Source organism: Streptomyces sp. M41(2017), assembly GCF_002078175.1.
Taxonomy (GTDB): Bacteria; Actinomycetota; Actinomycetes; order Streptomycetales; family Streptomycetaceae; genus Streptomyces.
The window spans coordinates 1639469-1660675 of record NZ_MWFK01000001.1 but is presented as its reverse complement, the minus strand read 5'-3'; the positions used below and the strand labels follow the sequence as shown (position 1 = coordinate 1660675).

The following is a 21207-nucleotide window of genomic DNA, read 5'->3' as shown; positions in this document are numbered from 1 at the left end:
TGGGGAAAAACCGGTACCTTCGTCACCACGGGGAATCCAACGCACCCGCCCCGGAGGGGACTTCGTGGGGATCGAGAGCGACCAGCTGGTCTTCGACTACCTGAGCCGGGTCGGAGACCTGGCCCAGCAGCGGCAGTTGCCGTCGGCGACCCGGATGCGCCTGGTCACGGAACTGCGCGGCGCGATCGACCGCAGCAGGGCCGAGGAGACCGCGGACAGCCCCGCCGCCGTCCGCCGCCTCCTCGAACGGCTCGGCACCCCCGACGCCGTCGTCTCCGCGGCCGGAGCGGGCCGCGCACCGGGCTCCGGCACCCCCTCGGCCACCACTCCCGAAGCGGCCACCGACACCCGGACCGCCGTACCGGGCCGGGGCTCCGGCACCGCGCAGGACCGGCCCAAGGGACTGCGCCGCGTCGTCCCGCGCCCGCGCCCCGCCGAGCCCCCGCCCGCCGTGGACAGCGGGGCCGACGTCCCCTCACCGCCCCATCTGGCCGGCGCGTACGAACTCGGTGACAGCGCGACCCGGCCCGACTGGTGGCGGGTCACCGGCAGCCCTTTCGGACTCGGCGACAGCGTGCCCGGGTTCACCGGCGGCGTGGAGATCCCCGAGCTGCTCAGGCCGCCGCCCGTACAGCAGGACCGCACGGCGCAGGAGGCGGCCGAGGCGGCGCAGAAGGCCGCGCGGACCGACCCGACGGACAAGGGCACGGGCAAGGGCGGGGGCGGGCGCTGGACCCGGTTCGCGAGGAAGAACCGGGGGAAGAGGCCGGCACCCGGCGCCGCGGACGCGACGGTCGTCGCCCCCGTCGTCGTCCGCCGCCGTTCGCTCCTCGCCGCCTCCGCCAACCCGCTCCTGCTGCTCGCCGCCGCCCTCCTGGTCGCCGGCGCCGCGCTCGGCAACTGGTTCGCGCTCGGCCTCGGCTGGCTGATCGCCTACGGATCACGCCGGCTGACCCCCGCCGAGTCGAAGTGGGCGGTCCTCGTGCTGCCCGGCCTCGCGGTCACGGGCGGCCTCGTCTGGCTCTGGGGCCGGCAGAACGGCCGCTGGGGCGACCCCGTCGCGGACGGTCACATGAGCGACGCGATGGCCGAGACGTGGCCCTGGGTCGTCCGCGCCGCGGCGGTGGCCTCCGCCCTGTACCTGGTCTGGCGCTCCCGGCGCCGCCGTTGAGCCCGACGGCCCGCCCCCGCGTCCTCCGGCCGCCGCCCCGGCCGGGGGCGCCCCGACCGGCCCGTGACGGCCTGGGCACAATGGCGCATATGACTGCCCCAGCGCTGACCGTCGGGTTCGACCTCGACATGACCCTGATCGACTCCCGCCCCGGGATCCACGCCTGCTACACCGCGATCGCGGCCCGGACGGGGACGTACATCGACGCCGATCTCGTGGTGACCCGGCTCGGTCCGCCGCTGGAGGACGAACTGGCCAACTGGTTCCCGGCCGCGGACGTCGCGACGATCGCCGACCTCTACCGCGAGATGTACCCGGCGCACGCCATCACCGGGACGCTCGCGATGCCCGGCGCCCGCGAGGCCGTCGAGGCGGTCAGGGCGGCGGGCGGGCGCACGGTCGTCGTCACCGCGAAGTGGGAGCCCAACGCCCGGCTGCACCTGGACCACCTCGGCATCGCGGCCGACGAACTGGTCGGCAACCTGTGGGCCGAGCAGAAGGCGGTGGCCCTGCGCGAGCACGGCGCGAGCGTGTACGTCGGCGACCACACCGGCGACGTACGCGGCGCGCACACGGCGCAGGCGTACGCGGTGGGCGTGGCGACCGGCCCGTGCGACGCGGACGAACTGCGTGCCGCCGGCGCCGACGTCGTCCTCGCCGACCTCACCGAGTTCCCGGCCTGGCTGAAGAACCACCGCTAGCAGGAGCCGGGCGGAGCCCGGCGGGATCCCCGGGCGCGCCGCCGGTCAGGAGCTCGCGGCGCGCGCCCGGCGGCGGCCCTCCGCGGCGGACCGCAGCACGCCGGCGGCCGCCAGCAGGAAGCCGACCCCCATGAGCATGCTCAGCCCGAACATGTAGGTCGGAAAAGGATTCGTGCCGAGGAACAGCGGTGCCACGGTGACCAGTGTGGCCACGGCTCCGATGAAGAACACGATGGCACCGGCACGGATCAGCCGGTCCCCGGCTTCGCGGGAATTCGCTTGGGTTTTGTCACGCACTCGACCAGGGTAGTTCCCTGCGCGAAGGAACAATCCGGCGACGTCTTGTCACCGGCCACCGGACCATTAGCCTGGGTACCGGCGGGTCGGGCGACCCGCTGTCGTGCTATCCGGGGCCGTTTCACGGGCAGTTGCCCCTGCAACGACCCGAGCGGTCTCCCGACGATTCTCCCGAGCAGTTCCCGACGAGTACGAGGACGAGGACAGACGGTGCCAACGGGCAAGGTCAAGTGGTTCAACAGCGAGAAGGGCTTCGGCTTTCTCTCCCGCGACGACGGCGGCGACGTCTTCGTCCATTCCTCGGTCCTGCCCGCCGGAGTCGAAGCTCTCAAGCCCGGCCAGCGTGTGGAGTTCGGAGTCGTCGCAGGTCAGCGCGGTGACCAGGCGCTCTCGGTGACCATCCTCGACCCCACCCCCTCGGTCGCGGCGGCCCAGCGCCGCAAGCCCGACGAACTGGCGTCCATCGTCCAGGACCTGACGACCCTCCTGGAGAACATCACGCCGATGCTCGAGAAGGGCCGCTACCCCGACAAGGCCTCCGGCTCCAAGATCGCGGGCCTGCTGCGCGCGGTCGCCGACCAGCTCGACGTCTGACCGGAGGGATCCGGACGGCCCGAGGGCTCCGGATCCGCCCGGATCAGGGGAAGTCGAGCGCGTCCGGCCCGAGGGGCGGTACCAGCCCCTCGGCCGCCGCACGCGTGAGCAGTCCGCGGATCGCCGCGTACCCGTCCTCGCCGAGATCGGCCGTGAACTCGTTCACGTACAGGCCGATGTGCTGGTCCGCGACCTTCGGGTCCATCTCCTGGGCGTGCTCCAGGACGTAGCCGCGGGACGCCTCCGGGTCGTCCCAGGCGGCGCGGACCGAGGCCCGGGTGGCGTCGGCGAGGGCCCGCAGCCGTTCCGCGCCCAGCGAGCGCCGCGCGATGATCGCGCCCAGCGGGATCGGCAGTCCGGTCGTCCGCTCCCAGTGCTCGCCCATGTCGGCCAGCTTGTGCAGCCCGTAGTTCTGGTACGTGAAACGCGCCTCGTGGATGACGAGACCCGCGTCGACCTTCCCGTCCCGCACCGCCGGCATGATCTCGTGGAACGGCATGACGACGATCTCGCCGACCCCGCCGGGCACGGTGTCCGCCGCCCACAGCCGGAACAGCAGATACGCCGTCGACCTCTCGCTCGGCACCGCGACCGTACGGCCCGTCAGGTCGGCGCCCGCCTCCCGCGTCAGCACCAGCGGCCCGCAGCCCCGGCCCAGCGCGCCGCCGCACGGCAGCAGCGCGTAGTCGTCGAGGACGTACGGCAGGACGGCGTACGACACCTTCAGCACGTCCAGTTCGCCGCGCTCGGCCATGCCGTTGGTGATGTCGATGTCCGCGAAGGTCACGTCGAGCGGGGGCGCCCCCGGGATCCGGCCGTGCGCCCAGGCGTCGAAGACGAAGGTGTCGTTCGGGCAGGGCGAGTAGGCGATCCGCAGGTCTTCGGAAGGTTCAGTGCGTACGGTCATGTCCGTTCCAACTCTCCAGGAGGGGCGTCAGCTTCCCGAACGCCCCGGCGAGTGCGGTGAGCGCGTCGCCGATGCGCCACGCGGCGCGGTCACGCGGGCCGACGGGGTTGGACACCGCGCGGATCTCCAGCACGGGCACCCCGTGCGCGCCGGCCGCCTCGGCGACGCCGAAGCCCTCCATCGCCTCGGCGAGGGCCAGCGGATGCCGGGCGCGCAGTTCGGCGGCGCGCGCCGCGCTGCCGGTCACGGTCGACACGGTGAGCACCGTCCCGACCTGCCCGCCCGTGGTGGCCGCGACCTCTCGTACGAGTGAATCCGGCGGCCGGTGACTGACGGTCCCGAAGCCCAGTTCGGTGACCGGGAGGAAGCCGTCGGGGGACTCGGCGCCCAGGTCGGCCGCGACGATGTCGTCGGCGACCACCAGCGAGCCGACCGGCGCGCCGGGCTGGAAACCGCCCGCGACCCCGGCGCAGACGACGAGCCCGTACGGCGTGCCCGCGAGGGCCGCCGCGGTGAGCGCGGCGGAGACGGAGGAGGCGGCGAGGGCCGGCCCCACACCGGCGGCCAGCAGATCGAGTGCGCCGGTCCGGAGCAGGGTCGCCCCGGGCAGCCGTGTCTCACGGCCGGGGCCGGGGGACACCCCGGCCACCGCGTCCCGCTCGGCGGGGACGGCGGTGGCCACGAGCACCCTGGGCCCAGCGGCAGCGATCAGGCGTCCTTCTGGAGCTTGAAGGACCACAGGCCCGACACGTCCTTCTCGCCCTCCTTGATGGAGACGACCGTCGAGTTGCCCTTGGCGCCGTACTGCTCGTTGAAGAACACGCTGCCCGGGATGGTCCGGTACGTCTTCGTGCTGGCGTCGGTCAGCGGCTGACCGTTCATCAGGATCGTCCAGCCCTTGTCCGCGATCTTCGGGTCCACACCGAAGCGCACGGTCGCGTCGGGATCGACCTTGATGGACTTGATGTCCTTGGACTGCAGGCACTTCGCCAGGTCGGCGGTCTTCACCGCGTCGCCGTCGTTGTAGCAGTCGGTCTCGGAACTCACCGAGTTGTCGCCGACCGTGATGGTGGCCAACGGCGTCGGCTTGTCGCAGGCGGACAGGGCGAGGAGTCCGGCGGAAACGGCGCCGACGGCGGCGACGGCGCGGCGGCTGCGGGCGGCGCGTCGTCCATTAGCGGCTCTGCCGCGGGGCAGGGAGGTCATGGGCGAAGGCTATCGGGCAGGCCCACCAGTCCCCCCACGTGGGGTACGGCGTGCCGTACCCGGACCCGAGCGGCCCGGACACCGCCCGCTCGGCTCAGGACACCCGTGAGCGCCCCGAACCCCCGCGCCGGGCCACGGAAAGCAGTCCCCGCACGGTCGTCAGCCAGCCGAGGGCGACGATCCCCGCGGCCACCGACAGGCCGAGCGACCCGTTCAGCGGCATCGCGATACCGATGGCACCGCCGAGGACCCAGGCCATCTGGAGCAGCGTCTCGGAGCGGGCGAACGCGGAGTTGCGGACCAGTTCGGGGACGTCGCGCTGGATCATCGCGTCCAGCGACAGCTTCGCGAGGGCCTGCGCGAACCCCGCGACGGCCGCCAGGCAGGCCACCAGCGCGGTGCTGAAGAAGACCGCCGCCGTGATCGCGGCGCCCAGCACGAACGCCACCACCGTCACGACGATGAGCTCCGGGGCACGCTGCTTCAGCCAGGCTCCGACCGCCGTGCCGAGCGCGTTGCCCACGCCCGCCGAGACGGCCACCAGGCCCAGAGAGACCGCCGCGCTCTTGCCGCTCAGCGGGTGCTCGCGCAGCAGGAACGCGAGGAAGAAGATCAGGAAGCCGGACAGGCAGCGCAGCGAGGCGTTCGCGGCGAGCGCGTGCGTGACCGCCGTGCCCACCGTCCGCAGCCCCGGACGCGGCGGCTTCTTCAGGTGCGGGCCGTGCAGGTGCCCCTCGTCGGCGGCGAGCAGCGCCTTGTCCTCGCCCTTGGCGGAGTCGACCTTCGGCGGCAGCGAGAAGGACAGGAACGTGCCCGCGATGAAGATCACGAAGGCGCCGTAGAGCGGATAGCGGGCCCCCAGCGACTGGAGCAGCGCCCCGATGGGCGCGGCCACACCGGTGGCCAGGAGCCCGCCCAGGGTGACCCGTGAGTTCGCCTTGACCAGGGAGAAGTTCGGCGGCAGCAGCCGGGGCACCACGGCGCTGCGCACCACGCCGTACGCCTTCGAGGCCACCAGGACCCCGAGCGCCGCCGGATACAGCTCGAACGTGCCGCTCACCACCGCACCCGCCAGCATCAGCGCGAGCATGGCCCGGGCGAGCATCGAGCCCGCCATCGCGGCGCGCCGGCCGTGCGGCAGCCGGTCCAGGAGCGGGCCGATCACCGGGGCGAGCAGCGCGAAGGGGGCCATCGTGATGCCCAGGTAGAGAGCCACCCGGCCGCGCGCCTCGTCGGTCGGCACCGAGAAGAACACCGTGGACGCCAGCGCCACGGTGATCATGACGTCGCCCGCGCCGTTCACCGCGTGCAGTTCGATGAGTTTTCCGAGGCCCGACTCGCCCGCCCCGTGCGCGTGCGTCGCCCGGCGGATGCCGCGCGCCGTCTTGGTCACGGGGAAGTTCAGGGCACGCCCCACCGCACGGACGGAACCGCTCACCCGGCCCGATCCGCCGCCTTCGTTGCTCCCCTTGGCGCCACCGACACCGGTGGCTCCCTGGGGCGACCTCGCGGATGCCACCCCGTCATAGTGCCCCGAGATCGGGGTTTGTAGTGCGGTTACCGCGCGGATGGGGGGCGGCGGCTTGTGGGGGAGCGGGGCGCGCCGGGGGGTGCGGGAGCCGTGGCGCGGGCCGCCGGAACGGCGGCGTCCGGCGGTCCGGCGGCACGCCGTGGAGCGGCCCGGATACCGGCGCGGAGCGCCGAAGACGCCCGCCGGTGTGGGCCCAGGGGCCAGGAGAAGGTAGCGTGCGTAACGCGCATGCGGCGATTGTTCTCGGCCGCGCGCCTCTCGGCCATCCCGCAGAATGGATGGCGTAGGTGCGCCCGAGTGCGATCGGGCGCGGACGTCGACGCGGCCCACCGGTCCGCTCCGTCCGCACCCCCGCCGGAGGAATGGCGCACCCGTGAGACGGCGTAGGAGAGAAGCGATACCTGTGAGCGCAGCGACAACGCGAAGCCGCACCCCCGACCGCCTGTGCGCCGAGGCGATCGACCTCGCCCGGACGGCTGCCGAGGAGGTCGCGTATCCCGGCATCGTCGGCGAGCACCTCGGGATGGTCTCCGAGGGGGACCGCGTTGTCACGCACTACTTCGAGTGCAAGGAACCGGGATACCGCGGCTGGCGCTGGGCGTCCACCGTGGCCCGCGCCTCCCGCGCGAAGGTCGTCACCCTCGACGAGACGGTGCTCCTCCCGGGGACCGACGCGCTGCTGGCCCCCGAGTGGGTGCCGTGGAGCGAGCGGCTCCGCCCCGGCGACATGGGCCCCGGCGACCTGCTGCCCACGGACGCCGAGGACCTGCGGCTCGAACCCGGATTCTCGGGTGAGGACGAGCCCGCGCCGAACTCCGCGGTCTCGGACGACATGGCCGAGCTGGTGGAGGCCGAGGACATCGAGGTGACCGCGGGCACCCCCGCGAACCTTCCGATGGCCCCGCGCCGCGGCTCGATCGCCGCGGTCGCCGAGGAACTCGGCCTGCGCCGGGCCCGGGTCCTGTCCCGTTACGGTCTGCACGTCGCGGCCGACCGCTGGGAAGAGGCGTACGGGCCGCAGACCGCGATGGCGCAGGCCGCGCCCGCGACCTGCGTCAGCTGTGGCTTCCTCAACCGGATCGGCGGGACGCTCGGACAGGCGTTCGGGGTCTGCGCGAACGAGTTCTCGCCCGCCGACGGGCATGTGGTGTCCCTCGCGTACGGGTGCGGAGGGCATTCCGAGGCCGCCGTCATGCCGGCGCCTCCGCGGCCGCCTCAGCCGGTGATCGACGAGACCCGGGTGGACCCGTTCCCCCTGCGGCCGTCCCCCGACTCCGGGTCGGTCTCCGCGGCCCCCGACGAGTCCACCGCCGAGCTCGGCCACTCGTAGCGGCCCGCACCCTCCCGGGGCCGCTTCCGGCCCCTTTCCCGGGACGGGTCATAGCCCTTCTCGCCCCCTCCGCCCCTGCCCGTCCCGTACTCGGGGCTCCGCCCCGTACCCCGCTCCTCGAACGCCGCAGGGCTGGTTCCGGCCGCCGCCCCCGGCGGGAGCACGGGAGGGCGCGGGGTACCTTCGAGCCGCGACCCGCCGCCCGCGCGGACGCGCCACCCGAGAGGGAGAGTGAATCCGTGAGTAAGTTCGTGCGGCCCGCGGCCGAGGGCGCGGACCCGTTCGGCACGGCGCGCCTGCGCCGTGGCGTGCTCGACGCCTGGGCGGCCAGCCCCGCCCGGTTCCGCGAGGACGCCAACGCGGAGGAGGACCTCGTCCTCGGCGGGTACCGCGACCGGCTCGTCGTGGAGCTGGCCCAGAACGCCGCCGACGCCGCCGCCCGCGCCGGCACCCCCGGACGCCTCCGGCTGACCCTGCGCGACGGCGTCCTGATCGCGGCCAACACCGGCGCCCCCCTCGACGCGGCAGGCGTCGAGTCGCTCTCCACGCTGCGCGCCTCCTCGAAACGGGACGCCCACGACACGGCCGTCGGCCGGTTCGGCGTCGGCTTCGCCGCCGTCCTCGCGGTCACGGACGAACCCGCGGTCGTCGGCCGGCACGGCGGCGTCCGCTGGGCCCTCGCCGAGGCCCGCGACCTCGCCGCCGGCACCGCCGGGGACAGCGCGGGCCTCGGCGACGAGATCCGCCGCCGAGACGGCCATGTGCCGCTGCTCCGGCTGCCGTTCGCCGCCGAGGGCACCGCCCCGGACCCGTACGACACGGCCGTGATCCTCCCGCTGCGCGACTCCGCGGCACAGGACCTCGCCGAGCGCCTCCTGCGCACCGTCGACGACGCCCTCCTGCTGGCCCTGCCCGGCCTGGAGGAAGTGGTCGTCGAGACCGGCGAGGGAGAGGTCCGCACCCTGCGGCGCACCCGCCCCGGCGACGACGCGGACGCCGGTCACACCCCCGCACCGGCAGCAGCCGGCACCCCGCACGCCACCGGCGCGGGCGACCCGCGGGCCGCCGCCGGCCACGGCCTCGTCACCATCGACGACTCCCGCGACGGCACCACCCGCTACCGCACCGTCGCCCACCACGGCTCCCTCGACGCCGCCCTGCTCGCCGACCGCCCGGTCGAGGAACGGCTGCGACCGCACTGGTCCGTGACCTGGGCCGTCCCCGTCGACGCGGACGGCACCCCGGCCCGCCCCCGGACCAGCCCCGTCGTCCACGCGCCGACCCCCAGCGACGAGGCACTCGGCGTGCCCGCGCTGCTCATCGCGTCCCTCCCGCTGGACACCACCCGGCGCCACGCGGCCCCCGGTCCGCTGACGGACTTCCTGGTGGAGCGCGCGGCGGACGCGTACGCCGAACTGCTCGCCGCGTGGCGGCCGGTGGACACCGGCATCATCGACCTGGTGCCCGGACCGCTCGGCAAGGGCGAACTGGACGGCGCGCTGCGCCGGGCCGTCCTGGACCGGCTCCCGCGCACCGCCTTCCTGCCGCCCGCCGCCCCGCCGGACGAGACACCGGCCGCGGACAACCCCGTCGACTGGCCCGGCAGCAGCCCGGCCGAGCAGCCGGCCGCGCTGCGGCCGCGTGACGCGGAGGTGGTGGAGGGAGCGGGCGCCGAGACGGTGCGGGTCCTCGCCGAGGTCCTGCCGAGTCTGCTGCCCGCCGGGCTGGAACGGCGCGCGGAGCTGCGCACCCTGGGCGTCGCCCGGGTCCCCCTCACGGAGGCCGTGGACCGGCTCGCCGGTCTGGAGAAGGAACCGGGCTGGTGGCACCGCCTCTACGACAGCCTCGCCGGGGTCGACCCGGACCGGCTGTCGGGGCTGCCCGTACCGCTGGCCGACGGCCGGACGACGATCGGGCCGCGCCAGGTGCTGCTGCCCACCGCCGGCGGTTCGCCGGTCGCGCCGGACACCCTCGCCCGGCTCGGTCTGAAGGTCGCGCACCCGGACGCCGCGCATCCGCTGCTGGAGAAGCTGGGCGCGCTGCCCGCGACGCCGCGCGCGGTGCTCACCACCCCGCAGGTGCGGGCCGCGGTGGCCGCCTCGCTGGACGACGACGGCGGGGCCTGGGACGAGGACACCCCGGACGCGGAGGAACTGGCGGACACCGTGCTCGCGCTGGTGCGCGACGCCGGGCTCGAACCCGGTGACGAACCCTGGCTCGGCGCGCTGGCCCTGCCGGACGAGGAGGGCGACATCGCGCCCGCCGGTGAACTCGTGCTGCCGGGAAGCCCGTTCGCCCAGGTGATGCGCGAGGACGAACTCGCCTTCGTCGACGCGGAGCTGGCGGACCGCTGGGGCGGGCAGCCGCTGGCCGCCTGCGGGGTGCTCGCCGGTTTCGCCCTGGTGCGGGCCACCGACGTCGTCCTCGACCCGGACGAACTGGAGCCCCGCGAGGGAGACTTCGCCCAGCCCGACGACGCGGGGCTGCTCGACGCCGTGGACGTGTGGTGCGAGGACGTCCTGGACCGGCTGCCGGACTCCCCGGTGCCGCCCGTCGCGACCGAGATCGTCGCCGTACGGGACCTGGACCTCATCGACGACGACCGGTGGCCGCAGGCGCTCGCCCTGCTCGCGCAGCCGCCGCTGCGGGACGCGATCACCCAGCAGATGCGCATCCTGCTGCCCGACGGCACCCACGAGGTCGTCCGGCCCTACACGGCGTGGTGGCTGCGCGGACATCCGGTGCTCGACGGGCGCAGGCCGGCCGGTCTGCGCGCGGCCGGCGGCGATCCGCTGCTGCGCGGCCTGTACGACGAGGCGGACGCGACCGGCTTCGACGACGAACAGGTGCTGCGGGCGCTCGGCGTCCGGACGTCGGTGGCCGCCCTGCTCGACGAGCCCGGGGGCGCCGCCGAACTCCTCGACCGGCTCGCCGACCCGGACCGCGAGGTCTCCGGTGCCCAACTGCACGCCCTCTACGGCGCGCTGGCCGACCTCGACCCCGAGCAGGTGACGCTGCCGGACGAGCTGCGGGCCGTCGTGGACGGCGAGGTGCGGGTGGTGGACGCCGCCGACGCCGTGGTCGTCGACTCACCCGACCTGCTGGCCTTCACCGACGGGTTGCCGCTGCTGCCGGTGCGTCCGGCGCGGGCCGCGGAACTCGCCGAGCTGTTCCAGGTGCGGCGGCTCAGCGAATCCGTCACCGGCGAGGTCACCTCCGAGGGCACCGAGCACGACGTCCCGGAGTCCGTACGGCTGCTGCTGGGGCCGGCGACGCCCGCCTCGTACCTGGAGCACGAGGAACTCGTCGTGGACGGGACGGAGCTGGACTGGCGCGTCACCCGCGACGGTGTGCTGCACGCCGCCACCGTGGAGGGTGTGGCCGCCGGACTCGCCTGGTCGGCGGGCCAGTGGCCGCGCCGTTTCGAGGTCGCCGCGCTCCTGGAGGACCCGTCCCGCACCGAGGAACTGGCCCGGGACCGCTGGTTCGACTGAGCCGGCCGGGACCGATCGCGTCCGGGGTGGGCGGTTGCTCCGCCCGCCCGCTGCGATCTTGGTAACGCGTGCACAAAATCTTCATCACCCGTACAACTATTCGCCCCCCTCGCTGATCTGATCACCGGAGTCAACAGACTCCACGATCACTTGGGCCCCGGTGTCGACGAACCGCGAGGAACGACCACCGGCCGGCCCCTTTCTCCACTTGGGGATCGCATGCGCATACGTGCCACCGTGGCCGCCGTCTCCGGCGCCCTGGCCCTCTCCGCCCTCGCCGTGCCGGCCGCGCAGGCCGACGGCCACGGGAGCCTTGCCTCGAAGGTGCCCTCCACCTCCAAGATCACGCCGTTCACCGGGTCCTCCCCGGCGGACGAGAAGGTGGGCGACACCAAGATCACGAGCGTCACCGTCAACGGTGGTAGCGACATCGTGGTCGGCATCAGCAAGAAGAAGACCTTCACCGTCACCGTGACGGCCAGCGACCCGTCCGGTATCAACGACGGCTACGCCATGCTCTGGCACGGTTCGAACATCGATGACGATGTCGACGGCGCCATCGTCCCGGACGCGGAGACGGGTACCTGCACGGCCTCCGGCGCCACCACCGCGACCTGCAAGGTCACGCTTGTCGCCGACCCGAACGAGAACATCTACAGCAACATCCTCGCCGGCAGCTGGAAGGTGTGGGCCGGGGCCCAGGGCAATGACGGCGACTACGTCATCACCGACGCCTACAAGACCGCCCGGGTCCAGCGCTACTCCAAGCTGACGGTCAACGCCTCGCCGGAGCCGGTCAAGAAGGGCAAGACCATCACGGTCACCGGCCTGCTGTCCCGCGCCAACTGGGACACCGGCAAGTACGCGGGCTACACCGTCCAGCCGGTCGGGCTCCAGTTCCGCAAGAAGTCCGTCTCCACCTACACGTCCACCCTCAAGACGGTGAAGTCGGACTCGAAGGGCAACCTGAAGACGACCACGACGGCCACCGCCGACGGCTACTTCCGCTACAACTTCGCGGGCACCTCGACCACCCCGGCCGTCAAGGCCACGGGTGACTACGTCGACGTGCAGTAACCCACCCGGTAGCCGGTAACACCGCTCACGCCGGGACGCGGCGGTCGACCAGCCTCCACAGGGCTTCGAGGACGGCCGCCGCGATCACCGAGATCAGCACCGCGATCCACGGCATCGTCGTGCCGACCAGCTTCAGCGCGAAGAAGTGCTGGAGCCACGGCACGACGAGCACCAGCAGGAACGCCCCGCCCATCGAGGCGACGAGGCAGATCCGCCACCAGGTGTAGGGCCGGGCGATGATCGCGAGCACCCACATCGAGATCAGGAACAGCGTCAGCGTCGCGGCGCTCGTCTCGGCGTCCAGCGAGCCGCTCCCGGTGTAGTGGTGCCGGGCGATCAGATACGTCACGAAGGTGGCGACGCCCGCGACGACCCCGCCGGGGATCGAGTACCGCATCACCCGCCGCACGAAGTGGGGCTTCGCACGCTCCTTGTTGGGCGCGAGGGCGAGGAAGAACGCCGGGATGCCGATCGTCAGGGTGGACAGCAGGGTCAGGTGCCGGGGCAGGAACGGGTACTCGACCTGCCAGCACACCACCAGCACGGCCAGCAGCACCGAGTAGACCGTCTTCACCAGGAACAGCGTCGCCACCCGGGTGATGTTGCCGATGACCCGGCGGCCCTCGCCGACCACCGAGGGCAGCGTCGAGAAGCTGTTGTTGAGCAGCACGATCTGGGCCACCGCGCGGGTCGCCTCGGACCCCGAGCCCATGCTGACCCCGATGTCGGCGTCCTTGAGGGCCAGCACGTCGTTCACCCCGTCGCCGGTCATCGCGACGGTGTGCCCGCGTGACTGGAGGGCGCCGACCATGTCCCGCTTCTGCTGCGGGGTGACCCGGCCGAACACCGTGCCCTTCTCCAGGGACTTCGCCATCTCGTCCTGCTCGGAGGGCAGCCGGCGCGCGTCCACGACCTCGCCCTCGAGCCCCAGCTTGTCGGCGACGGCGCCCACCGACACCGCGTTGTCGCCGGAGATGACCTTGGCCTCGACGTTCTGCTCCGCGAAGTAGCGCAGGGTCTCCGCCGCGTCCGGCCGCAGCCGCTGCTCCAGGACGACGAGCGCGGTGGGCCGCGCGGCCTCCTTCGCGCCGGGATCCTCCAGGTCCTTGGTGGTCCGGGCGAGCAGCAGCACGCGCAGTCCCGCCTCGTTGAGCCGCTCGGTCTCGGCGAGCGCAGGGTCGCCCTCGGCCAGCAGCACGTCGGGGGCGCCGAGCAGCCAGGCGCTGGACGTGCCGTCGCTCTCGCCGAACCCCGCGCCGCTGTACTTGCGGGCGGAGGAGAACGGCAGGGCCTGGGTGCACCGCCAGTCCCCGGTGTCCGGGTAGGCGTTGATGATCGCCTTGAGCGAGGCGTTGGGCCGCGGGTCGGACGCGCCGAGCGCGCCGAGCACGGTGCGCACGTACCCCTCGTCGGCGCCGTCCAGGGGCCGCAGTTCGGTGACGTCCATGCCGCCCTCGGTGAGGGTGCCGGTCTTGTCGAGGCAGACGGTGTCGACGCGGGCGAGGCCCTCGATGGCGGGAAGCTCCTGCACGAGGCACTGTTTCCGGCCGAGCCGGACGACGCCGATGGCGAAGGCCACGGAGGTGAGCAGGACGAGCCCCTCGGGGACCATCGGCACGATGCCGCCGACGGTGCGCGCGACCGAGTCCTTGAAGCCGTGCTGTTTGACGACGAGCTGGCTGATGATCAGGCCGATGGCGGTCGGGATCATCATCCACGTCACGTACTTGAGGATCGTGGAGATACCGGTGCGCAGTTCGGACTGGACGAGCGTGAAGCGGGAGGCCTCCTCCGCGAGCTGCGCCGCGTACGCCTCCCGGCCGACCTTCGTCGCGGTGAACGCGCCGCCGCCGGCGACCACGAAGCTGCCCGACATCACCTCGTCCCCGGGGTGCTTGACCACCGGGTCCGCCTCGCCGGTGAGCAGCGACTCGTCGATCTCCAGCCCGTCGGCCTCCGCGCAGGTGCCGTCGACGACGACCTTGTCGCCCGGCCCGATCTCGATGAGGTCGCCGAGCACGATCTGCGAGGTGCCGACCTCGGTGGCCTCCCCGTCCCGGCGGACCGTCGGTTTCACCTCGCCGATCACCGCGAGGGAGTCGAGGGTCTTCTTGGCCCGCCATTCCTGGACGATGCCGATGCCGGTGTTGGCGATGATCACGTAGCCGAACAGGCTGTCCTGGAACGGTGCGACGGCCAGCATGATCAGCCAGAGGACGCCGATGATCGCGTTGAACCGGGTGAAGACGTTGGCCCGGACGATCTCGCCGATGGAGCGGCTGCTGCGGACGGGGACGTCGTTGACCTCGCCGCGCGCGACCCGCTCGGCCACCTCGGCGGCGGTCAGCCCCTTCGCCCGCCGGGACGCGGGTATGGGCACGGGGTGAACGGGATCGAGTCCGGCGCCCGCGTCGATGTGGGTCATGCATTCGACGGTACGTGCGGATATACGGCTTCACCCGCCGAGCGCCCGAAAGATCCGACCTGGGGAGGACGGGGGCGGCGGGGAATGCTGCCGTGGACGTAGGGGAGGGCCCGGGGGGTGGCCGTTACTCCGTCACGGGGGAGGTGGCGCCCTCGGTGAGGGAGCGCTTGATGGCGGCGTCGCGCCTGCGGACGTACCAGATGCCGATCAGGCCGAGGCCCGCGCCGGCCAGGCAGGTCCACAGCCACCACAGGTGCCCGTGGTCGTCGAACCAGCCGTAGAACGGCAGCTGCACCAGGAAGAGGACGAACCAGAGGATCGTGCCGCCCGTGATGGTGGCGACGACGGGGCCCTCCAGGGGCTCCGGCGCCTCGTGCTTGGGGGTCCACTTCGCCATGTGCACAGCTTACGAGGGGCGCGGTCCGGCCGACGCCCGCACCCTCGCTTCCCTTGTATACCAACGGTCTACGCGCGGAGATAGCGATTTCGGACTCATATGTTCATACTGAAACCGTCCAAGTCTGGCCGGTTGTATTCGTACGAAACACCAACGGAAACCTGGGGGAAACCCGTCGGTGACCGGACACTGGCCAGACTTGATCATGTTCCCCATTCCCCTGCTCGTTTGAGGACCCGCATGTCCACCTCGGCCGCCACCCAGGCCCCCGCCCCGCAGGAGCCGGAGTCCCGGCCCGCGCAGAGCGCCCTCGACCGCTACTTCAAGATCTCCGAGCGCGGCTCCAGCATCCCGCGCGAGATCCGCGGCGGTTTCGCCACCTTCTTCGCGATGGCCTACATCATCGTGCTGAACCCGATCATCCTGGGCAGCGCGAAGGACATGTACGGGCACCACCTCGACGGCGGGCAGCTGGTCACCGCCACCGTCCTGACCGCCGCGTTCACCACGCTCCTCATGGGCGTCATCGGCAACGTGCCGATCGCGCTCGCGGCGGGCCTCGGTGTCAACACCGTCGTCGCCCTCCAGCTCGCCCCGCGGATGTCCTGGCCGGACGCCATGGGCATGGTGGTCCTCGCCGGCTTCGTCGTGATGCTGCTGGTCGCCACCGGGCTGCGCGAGCGCGTGATGAACGCCGTGCCGCTCGGCCTGCGCAAGGGCATCGCCATCGGCATCGGCCTGTTCATCATGCTGATCGGCCTGGTCGACTCCGGCTTCGTCTCCCGCATCCCGGACGTCGCCCAGACCACCGTCCCGCTCCAGCTCGGCGGCGACGGACACCTCACCGGCTGGCCGGTCCTGGTCTTCATCCTCGGCACGCTCTTCACGCTGGCCCTGATGGTCCGCAAGGTGCCGGGCGCGATCCTCATCTCGATCGTCACCATGACCGTCGTCGCGGTGATCATCAACGCCGTCGCCACCGTCCCGTCCTGGGGCCTGACCACGCCCAAGTGGCCCGGCAACCCGGTCGCCTCCCCGGACTTCGGCCTCGTCGGCAAGGTCAGCCTCTTCGGCGGCTTCGACAAGGTCGGCGTGCTGACCGGCATCCTCTTCGTCTTCACCGTGCTGCTGTCGTGCTTCTTCGACGCGATGGGCACGATCATGGGCATCGGCGACGAGGCCAAGCTGACCGACGCCCACGGCAACATGCCCGGCATCAACAAGGTCCTCTTCGTCGACGGCATCGCCGTCGCCGCGGGCGGCGCGTCCTCCTCCTCCGCCACCACCTGCTTCGTGGAGTCCACGGCCGGTGTCGGCGAAGGCGCCCGCACGGGCTTCGCGAACGTGGTCACCGGCGCGCTCTTCGCCGTCGCCCTCTTCCTGACCCCCGTCGCCACGATGGTCCCGTCCCAGGCCGCCACCCCCGCGCTCATCGCGGTCGGCTTCCTGATCCTGTCCCACTCGATCAAGGAGATCGACTGGGCGGACTACACGATCGCCATCCCGGCCTTCGTGACGATGATGCTGATGCCGTTCACCTACTCGATCACGAACGGCATCGGCATGGGCTTCATCACCTTCGTGGTGCTGCGCCTGGCGGCGGGCCGCGGGCGGGACGTCCCGGTCGCGATGTACGTGGTGTCGGCGGTGTTCACCTTCTACTACCTGATGCCGGCCCTCGGCCTGACCTGAGCAGGCCCGGGACGGTGACACGGGCACGCGGCCTCACGTGACCCCGTAGAACTTCTCCGTCTCGTCGACGGCGGTCTGGAACCGCTCGTCGAAGTCGTCGCGAATGAGCGTCCGGACCACATAGTCCTGGACGCTCATTCCGCGTTTGGCGGCATGGTGGCGGAGCCGGTCGAGCAGCTCCCCGTCTATACGCAGGCTGAGCACGCTGGTCCCCATGGAGTCGAGGGTCGCCGCATGCCGGGCGGCACCGGGTCGCTTTCCGGATCCGGCTCACTCATATGAGTGACCCCGGGGTTCGGTGGCGCGCTTCACGGGCACCCCGTTGGTCTTTAGCGAGAGTAATGAGTTACGCTAAAGAACATGCCTGACCTCACCCAGGGCGACGACGAGGCCGCCGTGAACGCCTTGCGATCCGCAGTGATGCGGTTGTCGCGTCGACTCAAGCACCAGCGGGTCGACGAGTCGCTGAGCCCGACCGAGATGTCGGTGCTCGGCACCCTCGCCCGCTGCGGCACCGCCACGCCCGGCGAACTGGCCCGCAAGGAGCACGTGCAGCCGCCGTCCATGACGCGCATCGTGGCGCTCCTGGAGGCCAAGGGACTCGTCAGGCTGGAGCCGCACCCCGAGGACCGGCGCCAGAAGGTCGTCACGCAGACCGACAAGGCGGAGGCCATGCTCGAAGAGAGCCGCCGCAAGCGGAACGCGTTCCTGGCCGGGCTGGTCGAGGCCCTCGACGAGGACGAATGGGCCAAGCTCCGCGAGGCCGCCCCCGTCCTGGAGAAGCTCGCCCACATCTGACCCGCACCACCGGCCCCCACCGATACCCGATCGGCGGGGGCCGCTCCCAGCAAGCGCCGACGCCCCCCATGACGCCGACGTCCACGACTCCCCGGAGGCGAGCCCTTTTGAGTACGGGACCCGGAGCACACTCCGCCCCCGCACCAGCCACCCACGACTCCTCAGCCGCCCACGACTCCCCGGCCACGGCCGGAACCTCCCCGGCCGGCGCGGAACCCGCACCGGCCGTGGACCCCGCACCCGTGGAGGACCCCGCGCAGGCCACGCCCGCGGCCCCCTCGTCCGCCGCCGGGACCGCGCCGGGCACCGCCGGGACCGCGCCGGACACCGCCGGGACCGCGCCGGGCACCGCCGGGACCGGGCCGGGCACCGCCGGCCCCTCCCCCCGCACCCCGCGCTCCTCCTCGATGTTCAGCTCGCTGAAGGTCCGCAACTACCGGCTGTTCTTCATGGGCCAGGTCGTCTCCAACACCGGCACCTGGATGCAGCGCATCGCCCAGGACTGGCTGGTGCTGAGCCTGACCGGCTCCTCCGCCGCCGTCGGCATCACCACCGCCCTGCAGTTCCTGCCGATGCTGCTCTTCGGCCTGTACGGCGGCGTCCTCGTCGACCGGCTCCCCAAGCGCCCCACGCTGCTCGTCACGCAGACGGCGATGGCCCTCACCGGTCTGGCGCTCGCCTTCCTCACCCTCTCCGGACACGTCCAGGTCTGGCACGTCTACCTCGCCGCGTTCGCCGTCGGTCTCGCCACCGTCGTCGACAACCCGGCCCGCCAGTCCTTCGTCTCCGAGATGGTCGGACCCGGCCAGCTGCAGAACGCGGTCAGCCTGAACTCGGCCAACTTCCAGTCCGCCCGCCTGGTCGGCCCCGCCGTCGCCGGACTCCTGATCACCGGCGTCGGCACCGGATGGGCTTTCCTCCTGAACGGACTGTCGTTCGTGGCCCCCATCGCGGGCCTGCTCCTGATGCGCGCCCGGGAACTCCACGTCGTCCAGCGGACCCCGCGCGGCAAGGGCCAGCTCCGCGAGGGCCTGCGCTACGTCGCCGGCCGCCCCGACCTGATCTGGCCGATCGTCCTCGTCGGCTTCATCGGCACCTTCGGGTTCAACTTCCCCGTCTGGCTGTCGGCGTACGCGGACGACACCTTCCACGCCGGCGCGGGCGCCTACAGCCTCTTCAACACGCTGATGGCGCTCGGCTCGCTGGCCGGTGCGCTGCTCGCCGCCCGGCGCGGCACCGCACGGCTGCGCGTGCTCATCGCGGCGGCGATCGCCTTCGGCGCGCTCGAAGTGGTCGCCGCGACGGCACCCTCGCTGTGGTTGTTCGCCCTGCTGATGGTCCCGATCGGCATCGCCGGCCTGACGGTGAACGTCACCGCGAACACCTCGGTCCAGATGGCCACCGACCCGGCCATGCGCGGCCGCGTCATGGCCCTGTTCATGATGGTCTTCATGGGCGGCTCACCGCTGGGCGCCCCGCTGGTCGGCTGGGTCACCGACGCCTACGGTCCCCGGATCGGCTTCGCGCTCGGCGGCCTCGTCTCGATGGCCGCGGCGACGACGATCGGCCTGGTCCTGGCACGCCTCGGCGGTCTGCGCGTCTCCCTCGGCTGGCACCGCGGCGCACCCCGGGTCCGCTTCGTGCCCCGCACCCGCACCGAGGAGCACCTGGCCACGGTGTGAGACCCCGCCGGCGCACCGCCGGTCCGACGCGACGGCCGGCCACCCGCAAGCGGGGGGCCGGCCGTCGCGTGCGAGGGAACGGGCGCCGACCGGTTACCTCCGCTTCCCTCTGCTTCCCTCCCCTCCATTTCCCTCCACGCGGCCGCGTGGAGGCTGGGAAAGTGGGCGCATGAGACTCTTCGCGGCCGTGCTGCCGCCCGCCGACGCGGTGCGTGAACTCGCCACGGAGGCCGACCTGCTGCGGCGGACACCGGGCGCCGACGCGCTGCGCTGGACGGGCCGCCCCGGCTGGCATTTCACCCTCGCCTTCTACGGCGAGGTCGCCGACACCACCGTCCCGGACCTGACCGAGCGGCTCACCCGCGCCGCCCACCGCACCGCGCCCTTCCCGCTGGCCCTGCACGGCGGCGGCCACTTCGGCGGCCGCGCCCTGTGGGCGGGCGCCACCGGGGACATCGACAGCCTGCGCCTGCTGGCCGCCCGCGCGGAGGCCGCCGGACGCAAGGCGGGCATCGCCATGAAGGAACACCGCCACTACCGGCCCCACCTCACCCTGGCCCGCAGCCGCGACTCCGCCGACTTCACCCCGTACCTCACCGCCCTCGACGGCTTCGCCGGACGCCCCTGGACCGTGGGCGAGCTGTGCCTGGTCCGCAGCAACCTGCCCGACTCCGGGATCCCCGGAGAACGGCCCCGCTACGAGACACTGGCCGCCCGGCCGCTGGGGGCGGGCGACGGGACCGGGCAGGCGGACCGTTAACCTCGATGGCGTGAACCCGAAGACCCGTAACCGGATCATGGCCGGTGTGCTCGTGCTGATGTTCGCCGTCGTGGCACTGGCGGCGGCGGTCAGGTAGCGACCGCCACCGCCGGACCCCGGACGCGCCCCCTACCAGGCGAACGCCTCCGGAGAGGGACCCGGACCCGGGAAGATCCCGTCGAGACCGTCCAGAACCTCCTGCGACAGCTCCAGCTCCACGGCGCGCAGCGCCGACTCCAGCTGCTCCGCGGTGCGCGGGCCGACGATCGGGCCGGTCACCCCGGGACGGGTCAGCAGCCACGCCAGGGCCGCCTCACCGGGCTCCAGACCGTGCTTGTCGAGCAGATCCTCGTACGCCTGGATCCGGTCGCGCACGGCCGTGTCGGCGAGGGCGTCCGCGGCCCGGCCGCTCGCCCGGCGGCCGCCCTCGACCTGCTTCCTGATGACCCCGCCCAGCAGCCCGCCGTTCAGTGGCGACCAGGGGATGACCCCGAGCCCGTACTCCTGGGCCGCCGGGATGACCTCCATCTCCGCGCGCCGCTCGGCGAGGTTGTAGAGGCACTGCTCACTGACCAGGCCGATGGTGCCGCCGCGGCGCGCGGCGATCTCGTTGGCCTGCGCGATCTTGTATCCGGGGAAGTTGCTCGACCCCACGTAGAGGATCTTGCCCTGCCGCACCAGGACGTCGATCGCCTGCCAGATCTCGTCGAACGGCGTCGTCCGGTCGACGTGGTGGAACTGGTAGATGTCGATGTGGTCGGTCCGCAGCCGCTTCAGGCTGGCGTCGACGGCCCGCCGGATGTTCAGGGCGGACAGCTTGTCCTGGTTGGGCCACGGCTCGCCGTCGGCGCCCATGTTCCCGTACACCTTGGTCGCGAGAACCGTCCGCTCGCGCCGGTCGCCGCCCTGGGCGAACCAGTTCCCGATGATCTCTTCCGTACGGCCCTTGTTCTCGCCCCAGCCGTACACGTTCGCCGTGTCGAAATAGTTGATGCCCGCGTCCAGCGCCGCGTCCATGATGGCGTGGCTGTCGCCTTCGTCGGTCTGCGGTCCGAAGTTCATGGTGCCGAGGACGATCCGGCTGACCTTGAGCCCCGTGCGTCCGAGCTGTGTGTACTTCATGAGGCCTCAGCCAACGCCTTCGA

The 21207-nt window shown here is 72.6% G+C and carries 19 protein-coding genes; 10 read left to right on the top strand and 9 right to left on the bottom strand.

Going from position 1 to position 21207, the window contains the following annotated elements; all coding sequences use genetic code 11:
- Positions 1 to 64: 64 nt before the first annotated feature.
- Positions 65 to 1171 (top strand): hypothetical protein, encoded by a 1107-nt coding sequence (locus tag B0675_RS07215; protein ID WP_081217910.1) that lies wholly within the window; start codon positions 65 to 67, stop codon positions 1169 to 1171.
- Between the two features lie 80 nt (positions 1172 to 1251).
- A complete protein-coding gene (locus tag B0675_RS07210; protein WP_081217909.1) occupies positions 1252 to 1872 on the top strand; it encodes a haloacid dehalogenase-like hydrolase in 621 nt (206 codons plus the stop codon).
- Positions 1873 to 1917: 45 nt separating this feature from the next.
- Here the strand turns inward: B0675_RS07210 and B0675_RS07205 are convergent, their stop codons facing one another.
- On the bottom strand, positions 1918 to 2169 hold the full coding sequence (locus B0675_RS07205; protein ID WP_081217908.1) for a hypothetical protein: 252 nt from the start codon (positions 2167 to 2169) through the stop codon (positions 1918 to 1920).
- 210 nt (positions 2170 to 2379) lie between these two features.
- On the opposite strand from B0675_RS07205, the gene B0675_RS42415 reads away from it, so the two are divergent.
- Entirely contained in the window at positions 2380 to 2763 is a 384-nt protein-coding gene (locus tag B0675_RS42415; RefSeq protein ID WP_081217907.1) for a cold-shock protein, read from the top strand.
- Between the two features lie 43 nt (positions 2764 to 2806).
- Here B0675_RS42415 and B0675_RS07195 read toward each other — a convergent pair whose 3' ends face one another.
- From B0675_RS07195 to B0675_RS07180, 4 genes are all read right to left on the bottom strand, one after another.
- A complete protein-coding gene (locus tag B0675_RS07195) occupies positions 2807 to 3670 on the bottom strand; it encodes a 1,4-dihydroxy-6-naphthoate synthase (protein WP_081217906.1) in 864 nt (287 codons plus the stop codon).
- Positions 3654 to 4352: a futalosine hydrolase gene (locus B0675_RS07190; RefSeq protein WP_081221644.1), complete on the bottom strand. Its 699-nt coding sequence runs from the start codon at positions 4350 to 4352 to the stop codon at positions 3654 to 3656. Before B0675_RS07190 ends, B0675_RS07195 begins: the two co-directional genes overlap by 17 nt.
- Before the next feature lie 26 nt (positions 4353 to 4378).
- A complete protein-coding gene (locus tag B0675_RS07185) occupies positions 4379 to 4876 on the bottom strand; it encodes a DUF2771 domain-containing protein (protein WP_081217905.1) in 498 nt (165 codons plus the stop codon).
- A gap of 94 nt (positions 4877 to 4970) precedes the next feature.
- Complete coding sequence (locus B0675_RS07180) at positions 4971 to 6395, bottom strand: MFS transporter (RefSeq protein WP_081217904.1); 1425 nt, start codon at positions 6393 to 6395, stop codon at positions 4971 to 4973.
- 415 nt (positions 6396 to 6810) lie between these two features.
- Between B0675_RS07180 and B0675_RS07170 the strand changes: the two genes are divergently transcribed.
- The 3 genes from B0675_RS07170 to B0675_RS07160 all read left to right on the top strand — a co-directional run bounded on the left by B0675_RS07170 (position 6811) and on the right by B0675_RS07160 (position 12308).
- Entirely contained in the window at positions 6811 to 7737 is a 927-nt protein-coding gene (locus tag B0675_RS07170) for a DUF3027 domain-containing protein (RefSeq protein ID WP_081217903.1), read from the top strand.
- 239 nt (positions 7738 to 7976) lie between these two features.
- A complete protein-coding gene (locus tag B0675_RS07165; protein ID WP_081217902.1) occupies positions 7977 to 11231 on the top strand; it encodes a molecular chaperone Hsp90 in 3255 nt (1084 codons plus the stop codon).
- Between the two features lie 219 nt (positions 11232 to 11450).
- Positions 11451 to 12308, top strand: coding sequence for a DUF5707 domain-containing protein (locus tag B0675_RS07160; RefSeq protein WP_081217901.1), 858 nt, complete (start codon positions 11451 to 11453; stop codon positions 12306 to 12308).
- A gap of 25 nt (positions 12309 to 12333) precedes the next feature.
- Here B0675_RS07160 and B0675_RS07155 read toward each other — a convergent pair whose 3' ends face one another.
- Together B0675_RS07155 and B0675_RS07150 are read right to left on the bottom strand one after the other, a co-directional pair.
- Positions 12334 to 14733, bottom strand: a complete 2400-nt coding sequence (locus tag B0675_RS07155; protein WP_081217900.1) for a cation-translocating P-type ATPase — start codon at positions 14731 to 14733, stop codon at positions 12334 to 12336.
- A gap of 124 nt (positions 14734 to 14857) precedes the next feature.
- The gene (locus B0675_RS07150; protein WP_081217899.1) at positions 14858 to 15130 is read right to left on the bottom strand and encodes a DUF2530 domain-containing protein; all 273 of its coding nucleotides are present in this window, start codon (positions 15128 to 15130) and stop codon (positions 14858 to 14860) included.
- 240 nt (positions 15131 to 15370) lie between these two features.
- Between B0675_RS07150 and B0675_RS07145 the strand changes: the two genes are divergently transcribed.
- Positions 15371 to 16822: an NCS2 family permease gene (locus tag B0675_RS07145; protein WP_081217898.1), complete on the top strand. Its 1452-nt coding sequence runs from the start codon at positions 15371 to 15373 to the stop codon at positions 16820 to 16822.
- Between the two features lie 33 nt (positions 16823 to 16855).
- On the opposite strand, the gene B0675_RS07140 is transcribed toward B0675_RS07145, so the two are convergent.
- Positions 16856 to 17038, bottom strand: coding sequence for a ribbon-helix-helix protein, CopG family (locus B0675_RS07140; RefSeq protein WP_081217897.1), 183 nt, complete (start codon positions 17036 to 17038; stop codon positions 16856 to 16858).
- Between the two features lie 144 nt (positions 17039 to 17182).
- On the opposite strand from B0675_RS07140, the gene B0675_RS07135 reads away from it, so the two are divergent.
- From B0675_RS07135 to thpR, 3 genes are all read left to right on the top strand, one after another.
- A complete protein-coding gene (locus B0675_RS07135) occupies positions 17183 to 17620 on the top strand; it encodes a MarR family transcriptional regulator (RefSeq protein WP_081217896.1) in 438 nt (145 codons plus the stop codon).
- 107 nt (positions 17621 to 17727) lie between these two features.
- The gene (locus B0675_RS07130) at positions 17728 to 19302 is read left to right on the top strand and encodes an MFS transporter (protein ID WP_241539717.1); all 1575 of its coding nucleotides are present in this window, start codon (positions 17728 to 17730) and stop codon (positions 19300 to 19302) included.
- A gap of 169 nt (positions 19303 to 19471) precedes the next feature.
- Positions 19472 to 20062: an RNA 2',3'-cyclic phosphodiesterase gene (gene thpR / locus B0675_RS07125; RefSeq protein WP_081217895.1), complete on the top strand. Its 591-nt coding sequence runs from the start codon at positions 19472 to 19474 to the stop codon at positions 20060 to 20062.
- A gap of 129 nt (positions 20063 to 20191) precedes the next feature.
- Here the strand turns inward: thpR and B0675_RS07120 are convergent, their stop codons facing one another.
- Positions 20192 to 21184 (bottom strand): aldo/keto reductase, encoded by a 993-nt coding sequence (locus B0675_RS07120; protein WP_081217894.1) that lies wholly within the window; start codon positions 21182 to 21184, stop codon positions 20192 to 20194.
- Positions 21185 to 21207: the final 23 nt, after the last annotated feature.

Bases quoted from the DNA above. Each gene is read 5' to 3' on its own strand.
- B0675_RS07210 (WP_081217909.1), top strand. From the start codon at position 1,252: ATGGCGCATATGACTGCCCCAGCGCTGACCGTCGGGTTCGACCTCGAC.
- B0675_RS07195 (WP_081217906.1), bottom strand. From the start codon at position 3,670: ATGACCGTACGCACTGAACCTTCCGAAGACCTGCGGATCGCCTACTCG.
- B0675_RS07185 (WP_081217905.1), bottom strand. From the start codon at position 4,876: ATGACCTCCCTGCCCCGCGGCAGAGCCGCTAATGGACGACGCGCCGCC.
- B0675_RS07160 (WP_081217901.1), top strand. From the start codon at position 11,451: ATGCGCATACGTGCCACCGTGGCCGCCGTCTCCGGCGCCCTGGCCCTC.
- B0675_RS07155 (WP_081217900.1), bottom strand. From the start codon at position 14,733: ATGACCCACATCGACGCGGGCGCCGGACTCGATCCCGTTCACCCCGTG.
- B0675_RS07150 (WP_081217899.1), bottom strand. From the start codon at position 15,130: ATGGCGAAGTGGACCCCCAAGCACGAGGCGCCGGAGCCCCTGGAGGGC.
- B0675_RS07145 (WP_081217898.1), top strand. From the start codon at position 15,371: ATGTCCACCTCGGCCGCCACCCAGGCCCCCGCCCCGCAGGAGCCGGAG.
- B0675_RS07140 (WP_081217897.1), bottom strand. From the start codon at position 17,038: ATGGGGACCAGCGTGCTCAGCCTGCGTATAGACGGGGAGCTGCTCGAC.
- B0675_RS07135 (WP_081217896.1), top strand. From the start codon at position 17,183: ATGCCTGACCTCACCCAGGGCGACGACGAGGCCGCCGTGAACGCCTTG.
- thpR (WP_081217895.1), top strand. From the start codon at position 19,472: ATGAGACTCTTCGCGGCCGTGCTGCCGCCCGCCGACGCGGTGCGTGAA.
- B0675_RS07120 (WP_081217894.1), bottom strand. From the start codon at position 21,184: ATGAAGTACACACAGCTCGGACGCACGGGGCTCAAGGTCAGCCGGATC.